Genomic DNA, 12,399 nt, shown 5'->3' on the forward strand with positions numbered 1-12,399 from the left:
TATATTCCAGTAAATGCTGGACAATCGCGATGACCTTAAGAGTTAATCAACGAAAGTTCTGACAACATACTAGCAATAACAGCACATATGCAATTAGACATGAAAACAATGAAAAAGCTTGAATTGCCATTGTACGTTTAGAGGGATTTCATGCCTTAACTCAAATAATTTATAACGTTTAGTATGCCAATAAATATAAATATAATGTTCAAAATCCAACATAAAAACATTCAATGAATAAAAAAGGCCCTTCCTCTAAATTTTTCTATACGCTTTTAAAGTAATACTTATATAATAAAGGAGAAGTCAAAATAATCATCAAAAAACTTGATAATAAAAATTTTATCTGTTAAAAATCCTGGATAACTATCATACTCAGATAATATTAGATCTAAATATTAAATTCCCATCATAAAATTATTTTATAGTTGGATATATGTAATCTAAAATAACCATAGTAACAAAACAGAGTGAATCAATCATAAAAATGATATAATAAACTTTAAAAATACGTGTTATTTTAGTTGGTACACAATCTTTTAAATGAAATAAATTATACCGCTTTGCATACCAATCAAACATAAAAACACTCGCATAATGAAGCGTTCCATGTCCTGTTAAAAAGATGTTTAATGAGAAATATTCACGTCCATTTTCTAATATCCCTTCAACTGACTTAATACGTTTTTTGTATATATATAACAACATAGGCAACAAAACAAATAAACCTAAAAATACAAAGCTGCCACCTAATAAAAGCCCTATAAGATCTGTTATTGACATTATTTTTCTATCACCTCGTACAAAAGTTCTGCTTTATCTCCTATATAATGACCCCCATGCTTCGCCCCAAAATATCCTCCAACACCACCGGCGACTATCCCACACCATAGTAAACTAGTCCCGCCACTAGGAAGACCAAAAACAATTGAACATAAACCATAACTTGCAATAAAACCACCGCCAGCGCCCCCGACAATAGATCCAGCGCCTTTGCCCGTCTCAACATATTTAGCTTTAGTACACTCAAGACCTGTACCTTCAAGACAAGCTCGTTGGATATTTGCTGTTGCCTCAACACCCGTTAATACAACGCCTACATATCCAACACGCTTTAAGTTTTTTGCCATATTCGCTACAGTTTTATAATGTTCAGCAAAAATAGGAATATTTTGAGCATGTCCGCCCATTTTATCCCAACGTCTAATTAAACTTTTGCTACTTAAACCTAATTGAGTTCGAATATCTCCTGGCATTAAATTTTCACCAAACGCGGGCTGACCAAAGCGTCTTAAAGCATTCTTTAAATTAGAAAAGATAACCTTCCTTCGATGTTGAAACTCAGGAGACCTCAAGTTACCTTTTGCGTTATAAGTCTTAACATACGTCTGCTCTAAATTTTTTAAGTTCTCCTTTACAAAGCTAACATGCGAGTTCCAAGTGTTATTAGCTACGCCTAATAATAAGCCGTTATATTTAGCAACATTACTGAGTAAGTCGTACCGCTTGGCCAAAACTTCTTTTTCAATCTCATCAAGCTCTCTCAACTTTTTATCAATAACCAACGCATACTTTTGAAACTCTTGTTCTTCTATTGTGCACTCAAATGTATTTAAAGGAGAAATTAAAACGATTTGACCAGGCTTAGCAAAGCCATCGATTAGATGAGAGTTAACAAATTTAAAATGCTCAAAGGTTTCTTTTGTTGGCATGTTGTATAGCGCAAGGATCAATACATTGACCGCCATACGCTTCTCAACAATATGTATTGCAAGACCACTTGGTATTGCAGAGGTATTACTCATAAAACATCCTTGCTTTCACGATTTAGTCCTTCAATATTTAGATCTATATTTTACACCTATGCCTCTAATTTTCTATTATCAAATAGGATATAAATACCTTTACCTCCACATCATAATGGTTATAAAGCGTATCGTATGGGTCTTTTTATCCTCACGACACACTTTAACATAGCAGAAACTGAATTTTTTTAATTACTTAGCTTTAGGTCTAAATGGCTTGATCACTGCTTCGTCACACACCAAAAACGGTCCATCCATTAAGTCGATACAGTATGGAATGGCTGGGAATACCGCATCTAAACATTCGCGAATAGACTTAGGTTTACCGGGCAAATTGACAATCAGCGAATCGCCGCGTAATCCTGCAGTTTGACGTGATAAAATAGCAGTTTGTACAAACTTTAATGACTCGGCGCGCATGAGTTCACCAAAGCCTGGCATCATTCTATCGCACACAGCTTCGGTAGCTTCTGGGGTAACATCGCGTTTGGAAGGACCCGTTCCACCAGTGGTCACGATTAAACAACAATCTTGGTTGTCGGCTAAATCAATTAATGTGGCTTCAATAACGTCACCCTCATCTGGGATCACCTTGTAAACAGGTTCCCATTCAGAGGTTAAGTATTCAGTTAATACATCAATAATAGCTTTGCCCGACAAATCTTCATATATACCCGCGCTGGCACGATCGCTCACGGTAACGATGCCTATTTTAGCTTTGCTCATGGTTATCTTTCCCTAATGTGGGTAAATCAATCTCAGCTAGAGTTGAGGTTAAATCAATAATGCACTTATAGACCGACAATCTACCAAATAAATGCAAGTTCACAAAATAACAGATCGATAAATAGATCACTGTTTCAGTATAAACAATGACTTCGTCTAATAGAGTATTTATCCTATATTACCTTTTTAGTTCGGCTTAGTTTACATGCTAGGTTGCTGATGACTATAAAAACGAGATCACAATATGCATACTAATCGACAGCGCGGCTTTACCCTTATCGAGCTAGTTGTAGTGATCATTATTTTAGGTATTTTGGCTGTGGTAGCTGCGCCGAAGTTTATTAACCTAAAAAGTGATGCGCTTATCGCCAATTTAAATGGTTTGCAAGGGGCGTTAAAGTCGGCCAATACCTTAGTGTATTCTAAAGCAGTATTAACTGGTCAAGAAAAGCTCGAACCCGGTTCGGTGGCAGTTAATGGCACACCGATTAGCACCACTGTGGGCTACATTACATCTTCACCAGCCAATGTAGCAGCGGCTATTGACGGTTCTTTTGAAGTGATGACTGGTGCACAAGATGAGATTACCGCGGACTGGGGATTATTTAATGATCCAGGAAAAACCATGCATATTTACCCTAAAGGATATGGCAATACGGGTAACAGTAGCTTGCTTTACAATGTTGATTCAACGAATACCACCGAACCGACGTTTTACAGTATTACCAGCAGCGGCTGTTAGGGCTATATGAACAAGGAGTAACAAACAAAAGAGTCAATATTGAGAGAAGATTGAGACGGTAAAAGATACGGTGAAAATTACAGTATCAATTGATTTACTGAATGGCTAGCCTTAGTAACCGAGTTAATAAGCTACTGAATAAGCTACTGAATAAGCTACTGAATAAGCTACTTAGGATTGACGTATAAAATCAAAATACCTGCAATCGCCATGCTAGCGACTTGCTGCAACTCTTCAATGCTTGCCCCTTCTGATGCTTGAATCGACATTCCCTGAAACAAGGTGCTAATGAATCGCGCTAACACTTCAGGCTGACAATCTGCATTTAATTCACCTTGATGCTTGGCTTGCTCAAATCGGGCAATCAACTGGAGCTTATGTTGCGCTTTGCGCTCTAAAACAGCTTGTTTAATAGACTCGCTCGCCTCACTACATGAAAGGGTGCTGTTAATTAATGCGCAACCTTGAGGGTGGCTACAGTCAGTAAACTTGGCTGCAGCGCCAAGCAATAAGCCGCGAACCACATCAGCAACATATTGATGTTTAAAAGCCGTATTAAATAATGAATCTGGGCGGTTTTCGTATAAATCGATGGCTTTTAAAAATAGCTGCTCTTTATTACCAAATGCGGCATACAGGCTAGGCTTCTTGATCCCCATTGCCTCGGTTAGCTCGTTTAAAGAAGTCCCTTCATATCCATGACGCCAGAAAACATTAAGCGCTTGCTCTAATGCTAAGTCGATATCGAACCCACGAGGGCGACCAACGCAAGCTGCTTTTGTGATTGTCATAAATAGTACCTCATATATTAACGCAGCTTTACTTATCAGAAACTTAACTGGCTTTCTAATGACAAATAACCCGCATACTTTAGCATAATATTAAGCCATCTTAGGGTTAATATTGTGCAGATTTGTCGCAATTATAACAATTGAACAAGTATTGATTAACGCTATTTCATCGCAACAAATCACCTTGTAAGTAGTGATGTTACTTTATCTTCCCGCTAATTGAACCTCTTGTCAAAATAATTTAATACCTGTCGGTACAAAAGTCATTGACAGGGTTATTTTAATCTATATATTACCGTTCGGTACAGAACATTTTTTACCTATCGGTATAAAATTAATCCGCACACCAATATAACGACCCTATAGCCTGCTGAAACAAACGTAAATGCTATTGATTAAAGGACCGCACCATGAAGACGTTAACATCAATTAAAACCACTTTATTAGTCAGCCTAACGGCATTGCTATTAGTGGCGTGCGGCGAACAACCTGCACAACAAGCCAATACATCTGCAGCGCCTAAGGTAGATGTTGCTAACGTGCTTTATGAGCGCATTACCGAGTGGGATCAATTTACCGGACGCTTACAAGCCCCTGAAAAGGTCACTTTAGTGCCTCGCGTATCGGGCTATATTGAATCGATTAACTTTAAAGAAGGCGCGCTAGTGCAAAAAGGCGATGTGTTATTTACCATCGACTCGAGTGTTTTTATTGCTGAATATGAACGCCTTAAAGCAGAATTAACCAGTGCTCTATCGGCCAATCAACTCGCTAAAAATGACTACGCACGGGCAAATAAACTTTTTTATCAAAAAGCGGTATCAGAAGAGCTAATTGATACTCGTCGCTCTACTATGCATCAAACTGCGGCAGCGGTTGCGTCAGTTAACGCCGCATTAACCCGCGCACAACTTAACGTTGAATACACCCATGTTACCGCTCCTATCACGGGTCGTGTTTCATATGCCAACGAAACCGCAGGTAACTTCGTTACGGCAGGACAAACACATCTCACCAGTTTAGTATCAACATCGCATATGTACGCTTATTTCGATATCGACGAGCAAAGCTATTTAAAATATGCGGCCTTATCGTTCGAGAATAAACGCCAGAATCCTCGTTTAGGTAACAATGCCGTGGTTATGGCGCTTGCCAATGAAACCAGTTTTAATCACCAAGGCGTGATCGACTTTGTTGATAATGCAGTAAACCAACAAACCGGTACTATTCGTGTTAGAGCCAACTTTGCTAATCAAGACAATCAGTTACTTCCAGGCTTATTTGCTCGCATCAGCATTGCTGGTAGCGAGTCGTATCAACGTATTTTAATTGACGACAAAGCCATTATGACTGACCTAAGCAACAAGTTTGTCTTAGTGGTAAGCGACAAAAATATCCTTGAATATCGTGGTGTTAGCCTCGGAGCGAAACTTCATGGTTTGCGTATTATTACCGCAGGGTTATCGCCTAACGACACCATCGTGGTTAACAGCCTGCAAAAAGTACGTCCTAACGTCACTATTGAGCCAAACCTGACCGAAATGGCAGGTGACGGTCAGCTTGAAGCCTTGCATCAAGCGCAACAAATCCTCGATAACCAGCCTCTCACAGCACAAGTTGCTGATGACGCTAGTCAAGGTTAAGGAAACTACACTATGTTGTCTCAATTTTTTATTAAAAGACCGATTTTTGCCGCTGTTCTGTCGCTACTGTTCTTTATTTCAGGCGCGCTGGCGGTATGGCAATTACCGATCACCGAATACCCTGAGGTAGTACCGCCAACAGTCGTTGTTACGGCAAACTACCCAGGCGCCAACCCAAAAGTAATCGCCGAAACGGTTGCCTCACCACTTGAGCAAGAGATAAACGGCGTAGAAAACATGTTGTACATGTCTTCACAAGCCACATCCGATGGCCGCATGACGCTAACCATCACCTTTGCGATTGGTACTGACGTTGATTTAGCTCAAACCCAAGTGCAAAGCCGTGTAGAGCGTGCAAAACCTCGCTTACCAGAAGAAGTACAACGCTTAGGTATTGTGACCGAAAAGTCATCACCGAGTTTAACCATGGTGGTGCATTTAACCTCGCCCGATAACCGTTATGACATGTTATATCTGTCTAACTATGCGGTATTGAAAGTGAAAGACGAATTAGCCCGAATTACCGGTGTAGGGGCGGTGCGCGTATTTGGCGCAGGTGACTACAGTATGCGTGTATGGCTAGATCCTAATAAAGTGGCAGCAATCAGTTTATCTCCGAGTAATATTGTTGCCGCTATTCGTGAGCAAAACCAACAAGCAGCAGCAGGAAGCCTAGGCGCACAACCTAGTGGCGACAGTGATTTCCAATTATTGATCAACGTTAAAGGTCGTTTATCCAGCGTTGAAGAGTTCGAGAATATTATTATTAAAGTGGGCGATGAAGGTCAGATCACCCGTTTAAAGGATGTTGCTCGGGTTGAATTAGGCGCATCAACTTATGCCCTACGTTCAATGTTAGACAATAAAGACGCTGCTGCACTACCTGTTTTCCAAGCATCGGGTTCAAACGCGATTCAAATATCTGATGATGTCCGTTCTAAAATGGCTGAATTGTCTCAGGCATTTCCAGAAGGATTAACCTACGACATCGTCTACGATCCAACCGTGTTCGTCCGCGGTTCAATAAAAGCGGTAGTGCAAACACTGCTCGAAGCTTTATTGCTGGTAGTACTCGTCGTGGTACTGTTTTTACAAACGTGGCGCGCATCCATTATTCCATTAGTGGCCGTTCCGGTATCGCTTGTGGGTACCTTTGCCTTTATGCACCTATTGGGCTTCTCACTGAATGCCTTATCATTATTTGGTTTGGTATTAGCCATCGGTATTGTCGTTGACGATGCTATCGTGGTGGTTGAAAACGTTGAACGAAATATCTCTGACGGTTTATCTCCTGTTGCTGCCACCCAAAAGGCAATGAAAGAAGTGACCGGCCCGATTGTCGCCACCACACTGGTTCTAGCAGCAGTATTTATTCCAACCGCCTTTATGTCAGGTTTAACCGGCCAGTTTTATAAGCAGTTCGCGCTGACGATCACCATTTCCACCTTTATTTCAGCGATTAACTCGTTAACCCTGAGCCCTGCATTATCGGCATTACTGCTTAAAGGTCATCACGAGAAAAAAGATGTGCTTACTCGTGGCATGGATAAACTGCTGGGAGGCTGGCTATTCAATCCATTTAATCGCCTGTTTGCGCGCATGTCTGAAGGTTACGGTTGGCTGGTTAAAAAGATCATCCGTTTTGGTGCGGTTGTCGGCATTATTTATATCGGTTTAGTCGGCTTAACAGGCTTACAATTTGCCAACACCCCTACTGGTTATGTACCAGGGCAAGATAAACAATATCTTATCGCCTTTGCACAATTGCCTGATGCCGCGTCATTAGATCGCACTGAAGCTGTCGTGAAAGAAATGTCACGAATTGCCTTAGCGCAACCTGGTGTCGCCCATGCGGTAGCCTTTCCAGGCTTAAGCATTAATGGCTTTACTAACAGCACCAATAGCGCCATTTTGTTTACCCCGTTGGATGACTTTGCCGATCGCAAAGATCCATCATTATCAGCAGGCGCAATTGCAGCAGCGTTAAATCAACAGTTTGCCGCCATTGACGGTGCGTATATTGCGATTTTCCCACCACCGCCAGTACAAGGCTTAGGCACCATTGGTGGCTTTAGATTACAAATTCAAGACCGGGCAAACTACGGTTATGAAGAGTTGTATAAAGTGACCATGGAAGTGATGCAAAAAGCATGGGCAACGCCAGAGTTAGCGGGGGTGTTCTCGAGTTATCAAGTGAGTGTGCCACAACTTGACGTGAACATTGATCGTACTAAAGCCAAACAACAATCGGTGTCGTTAGACGAATTGTTTTCCACATTACAGGGTTACATGGGCTCGGTTTACGCCAACGACTTCAACCAATTTGGCCGCACTTATCAAGTTAAGGTGCAAGCCGATGAGCAGTTTAGACAAACGCCAGAACAAATAGCCCAACTTAAAGTACGCAACAACCAAGGCGAAATGGTGCCTATTGGTTCATTTATTAATGTGACCAATACATCCGGGCCTGACCGAGTCATGCATTACAACGGTTTTACCACTGCAGAACTTAACGGTGGTGCTGCGCCAGGATACAGTTCTGGTGAGGCACAAGCTGCGATTGAAAAAATATTGGCAGAAACCTTACCCAATGGCATGACTTACGAGTGGACAGAGATCACTTACCAGCAGATTTTGGCCGGTAATGCGGGTACCTATATTTATCCGTTAATTATCTTATTAGTGTTTATGGTATTAGCGGCGCAATATGAAAGTTTAACCTTGCCATTAGCCATTATTCTTATTATTCCAATGACACTATTGTCAGCATTAACAGGGGTGCTTATCTACGGTGGCGATAACAATATCTTTACCCAGATTGGTTTGATTGTACTGGTGGGGCTGGCAACCAAAAACGCCATTCTGATTGTTGAGTTTGCCAAGGAGTTACAAGACAAAGGCATGCAACCATTAGAGGCGATACTTGAAGCGGGTCGTTTACGTTTACGGCCTATTTTAATGACCTCGATTGCCTTCATTATGGGGGTGGTACCTATGGTATTCTCGAGCGGACCAGGTTCAGAAATGCGCCAAGCAATGGGTGTTGCAGTATTCTCTGGCATGATTGGGGTGACTATTTTTGGCCTTATCCTCACGCCACTGTTTTACTATGCTCTGGCTAAGCGTGGCAAACATAACGCCGAGTTAGCTGAACCAGTCGAGTCGCACGACTAAATACCTAATGGGATCAATCATCACAAAAAAGAGCTAACCCTAGGGTTAGCTCTTTTTTATTGCCCTGCCACTAACTCAAGCATCTGCTGTACATGAACCTTATGCCAAAATATAAATAGTTAAAACAAATTAATAACTTAGATGAAATAGCATTAGGTAATCTAACCCTTTAAAATATAACCGATGTCGACATTCACATTGAAGAGCACCTGCTCATTAGGCTGATGGCGCATTATAAATTGTCTTGCTGTTGAACATGATCAACAAGACTGGCTATCGACATGTTTTGCTCAAGCGTTGGGTTTTTTAAGCGTGTTGCAAACCAAAAACGCGGCTTCCAATAGATATTATTCAAACTCGAAATTTTGACCCCTTTTTTAGTCGAGGCATGTAAAAAACGATTGTTGCCCATGTAAATACCGACATGGCGAACGGTTCGAGTGGTTTTAAAAAACACTAAATCGCCCGTTTGCAACTGAGCTCGCGGCACCTCTTTACCCATAATACGCTGCGCGTTTACAGTACGAGGTAATTTGTCACCGACAATATTAAGGTAAGCCAAATACACAAATCCTGAACAATCAATACCGTTTTTACTCAGCCCACCTAAACGATAAGGGGTACCTTTCCATTCGTTATGAAAACTTAGCAGGTTTGACTCGCTCCATTTTGGCGGCGGTTGCAACATAGGCGGTACCGCCACAGGTATAGGCGCAACCACAGGAGGCTTTGCCGCACACGCAGACAACAACACCACTACACAACCAACTAATAATCCTTTAGTCAATTCGACCCACTCCAAGACCCGAAAAATCACCCAAAATATAAACGTGTCACAATAAGCAATCAAAATCACGCTTGCCGATATAGACGTTTAACGAGTCATCATTTGCATGCACTGCACTAAAGCCCGTTTAGTCGCTATTTTATCCGCTTTAATTTGTGAGCGTAGCATAGTTCCTTGCCAGTTTGACCAAAAAACACTCGCTAATATTGATGCCGATAAGTCGGCACGAATATGCCCTTGTTGTTGACCTTGTTGAATAAGTGCACTCAATAAACCTAACCATTTATCGTAAAGATGAGTCAATGTTTGATGCAATAATGGTGATTGTGGACTCACCTCAACCATCAAGTTACCGATAACACAGCCGCGAGGCTGATGACCACTAAAAAGCTCATCAATGAGTTGATGATAGCCATTCAATAGCGTCGATAAATTGGCTTTAAAATTCGCACTAGGATCAATCGCAATGGGTTGAATGCGTTGTTGGAAATAATGTTCGGCAACGGCAGCTGCAAACGCTTCTTTACTGGCAAAATAATGGTAAAAAGAACCTTTAGGAATGCCGACTTCATCGAGGATCAATTTAATGCCTACGCCACTGTATCCATGCAAAGCAAAAAGCTTTTCGCCTACGGCACAAATCGACTGTTTACTGGTGATATTTTTGTTCATAGGGCCTCCCATTTTAGTGACAGAATAAACAAGAATAGACCAGTCGTCTACATTTTTGCGAAACATCGAGTCTGTTATTGTATTGTCATGGTAAAATAAGCATTATTAGTGAGTATTTGGCTTAATACTCTCGTCCAGCCGTTGATTGTCGGTGCGTTTCAGCGCAACCGTGGTCGATATGCTGATGACCCCTTTTCTGGCACTGTTTGCGCTTGTACAACACGCTTCAGCTGCCACTTAACAACAAGATACAAGTACATATCAACGCAGTAAAATAACCGCTTGCGGTATTAATTATCCCAACCAAAAGCTAGCGACTTAGCAAACATTCGCTAAAGGTGTTTACTGACATTAGGTATAAACACCTTTAGGGACTTGGGCTTGACTTTAATACACAGATCTTCAGATTCAAATAACTCACCGTCAATCACATATTGGCATGACGAATCAGTATTTAAGTAGATTTTCTTGGCTTGTACATGCCGAATACCACTCACTTGATCATCCTCACGCGCTCCGGTTAAGCCAGCAAATAGCAGCTCGGTCATACTCAATAATTGTTGTTGTGATACTTCACTCGACTCAATCCAAGTAATGTCTAACAAGCCATCGGTGATATTGGGTTCACCATTACCTTGTGCTAACAAACTGGTAAAGGGTGCAGCATTGGCAATCACTAGGCTAGTGGTGTTAATCACTTGAATTTCACCACCATCAAGCTGTAACCTCATCGACAATGGTTGGTTTTCTTCTATCGCCTCCCACAAACCATTAAGATATGCCCACTGGCCTAGCTGATCTTTTCGGTCACGATCAGCTTTTTCAATCATTTTTTGCTCAAAGCCTAATCCCACCAGCAACAACATCAACTGATTATTACAAATGGCGGTATCAATTCGCTGACAATGACCTTGAATTAAAATATCAAGCGCTTGCGACACAGGAACCAACTTACTGGTTACGCCAAATAAGGTATGACTTAGTGCGTTGGTGGTTCCCATCGGAATAATACCTAAGAAAATATCAGTATCGACAATAACCGATGCCACCTCGTTAACTGTGCCATCACCACCGCAGGCCACAATAATATCCGCACCCTTGTTTTTGGCATGTTCGGCGAGTTGCCCAGCTGACTTATCTTTGGCGGTATGCAGCACTTCAAGCTGAAAATAGTCCGACAAGGTTTGGATTATATGATCAGCTTCATCATGCCACTTGCCACCACCTGACACTGGGTTAACAATTAACCAAGCGCGTTTGTGGATGTTAATTTGGTTCCGGCTATGCATTTTCTCTACCGCAGCCAACTGCCATTTATTTAACCGTGCCGTTTGACGAATATTATTAATGGATTTAAGCACATCACTAAAATCACTGTGTTGATCACGACACACCAAATAAGCCGCTAACACCAACACAGAACGTCCTCGACCTAAGGCACAATGCACCACCACATTTTTGCCGTTACCGACTTGAGTGTGCAACCAATTGATGGCTTGATTTAACTGCGCGACAGTCGGCACGCTGTGATCCAATACGGGAATATTTAAATAGGCGATATGTTCATCAACCAAGGTCCACTCTAATGCGTCAAATTCGGCAGTAACATCCAAAATCGCATCAATTTTTCTTTCCTTAAGCAGGCTAATATCACTCGGAAACAATCGACAAGCCAAATACAACTGCTTATCAATTTTTTGGATTGCGGGCACTTTATCGTGCTGTCTCGCCCAAGCGTTATACACTTGGCAACCCATTAAAAATGGAATAAAACTCCAACTGATATACCAAGGAATACTGCCATCTTGGCTTTTACGGAATATGCCTGCGCTATTAACCCAATACGCCGAACTCACCAGCCCCAAAGACAATGCAATCCAGCCAAAAATGAGCTTAAGTACCACGTAAGGAAGCGCCACACATAAGCACAAAGCCAATAATACGCCAAGGGTATAATAATATTTAATATGAATTCGGCTGAGCATGGGGGTCCTCCTGCGATAGAAAAGCAGCACATGTGTGCTGCTTGGGCTAATGCTTATTGTAATAACACTCTGGT

Annotated in this window: 10 protein-coding genes; 3 read left to right on the top strand and 7 right to left on the bottom strand. The window is 41.5% G+C overall.

Features of this window, described 5'->3' with window-relative positions:
• Positions 1–417 precede the first annotated feature (417 nt).
• The 3 genes from EGC80_RS04585 to mog form a co-directional block, all read right to left on the bottom strand.
• Positions 418–783 carry a hypothetical protein gene (locus tag EGC80_RS04585; RefSeq protein WP_124012882.1) on the bottom strand — a complete coding sequence of 122 codons (366 nt, stop codon included), beginning with the start codon at positions 781–783 and terminating at the stop codon, positions 418–420.
• The gene (locus tag EGC80_RS04590) at positions 783–1,805 is read right to left on the bottom strand and encodes a hypothetical protein (protein ID WP_124693458.1); all 1,023 of its coding nucleotides are present in this window, start codon (positions 1,803–1,805) and stop codon (positions 783–785) included. The genes EGC80_RS04585 and EGC80_RS04590 overlap by 1 nt, the downstream gene beginning before the upstream one ends.
• Before the next feature lie 192 nt (positions 1,806–1,997).
• Positions 1,998–2,531, bottom strand: a complete 534-nt coding sequence (mog, locus tag EGC80_RS04595) for a molybdopterin adenylyltransferase (protein ID WP_124012884.1) — start codon at positions 2,529–2,531, stop codon at positions 1,998–2,000.
• A 244-nt stretch (positions 2,532–2,775) separates the two neighbouring features.
• Here mog and EGC80_RS04600 point away from each other — a divergent pair, with 244 nt between their 5' ends.
• Positions 2,776–3,273: a prepilin-type N-terminal cleavage/methylation domain-containing protein gene (locus tag EGC80_RS04600; RefSeq protein WP_124012885.1), complete on the top strand. Its 498-nt coding sequence runs from the start codon at positions 2,776–2,778 to the stop codon at positions 3,271–3,273.
• A gap of 167 nt (positions 3,274–3,440) precedes the next feature.
• Here the strand turns inward: EGC80_RS04600 and EGC80_RS04605 are convergent, their stop codons facing one another.
• Positions 3,441–4,064 carry a TetR/AcrR family transcriptional regulator gene (locus EGC80_RS04605; protein ID WP_124012886.1) on the bottom strand — a complete coding sequence of 208 codons (624 nt, stop codon included), beginning with the start codon at positions 4,062–4,064 and terminating at the stop codon, positions 3,441–3,443.
• Positions 4,065–4,474: 410 nt separating this feature from the next.
• Here EGC80_RS04605 and EGC80_RS04610 point away from each other — a divergent pair, with 410 nt between their 5' ends.
• Both EGC80_RS04610 and EGC80_RS04615 read left to right on the top strand, forming a co-directional pair.
• A complete protein-coding gene (locus EGC80_RS04610; RefSeq protein ID WP_124012887.1) occupies positions 4,475–5,707 on the top strand; it encodes an efflux RND transporter periplasmic adaptor subunit in 1,233 nt (410 codons plus the stop codon).
• Between the two features lie 12 nt (positions 5,708–5,719).
• The gene (locus EGC80_RS04615; RefSeq protein ID WP_124012888.1) at positions 5,720–8,881 is read left to right on the top strand and encodes an efflux RND transporter permease subunit; all 3,162 of its coding nucleotides are present in this window, start codon (positions 5,720–5,722) and stop codon (positions 8,879–8,881) included.
• A gap of 232 nt (positions 8,882–9,113) precedes the next feature.
• On the opposite strand, the gene EGC80_RS04620 is transcribed toward EGC80_RS04615, so the two are convergent.
• The 3 genes from EGC80_RS04620 to EGC80_RS04630 all read right to left on the bottom strand — a co-directional run bounded on the left by EGC80_RS04620 (position 9,114) and on the right by EGC80_RS04630 (position 12,325).
• The gene (locus EGC80_RS04620; protein WP_233768594.1) at positions 9,114–9,668 is read right to left on the bottom strand and encodes a C40 family peptidase; all 555 of its coding nucleotides are present in this window, start codon (positions 9,666–9,668) and stop codon (positions 9,114–9,116) included.
• 87 nt (positions 9,669–9,755) lie between these two features.
• Positions 9,756–10,340, bottom strand: coding sequence for a TetR/AcrR family transcriptional regulator (locus EGC80_RS04625; RefSeq protein ID WP_164839421.1), 585 nt, complete (start codon positions 10,338–10,340; stop codon positions 9,756–9,758).
• Positions 10,341–10,672: 332 nt separating this feature from the next.
• A complete protein-coding gene (locus tag EGC80_RS04630; RefSeq protein ID WP_124012890.1) occupies positions 10,673–12,325 on the bottom strand; it encodes a diacylglycerol kinase family protein in 1,653 nt (550 codons plus the stop codon).
• Positions 12,326–12,399 lie beyond the last annotated feature (74 nt).

This window comes from Shewanella psychromarinicola, assembly GCF_003855155.1.
GTDB classification, from domain to species: domain Bacteria; phylum Pseudomonadota; class Gammaproteobacteria; order Enterobacterales; family Shewanellaceae; genus Shewanella; species Shewanella psychromarinicola.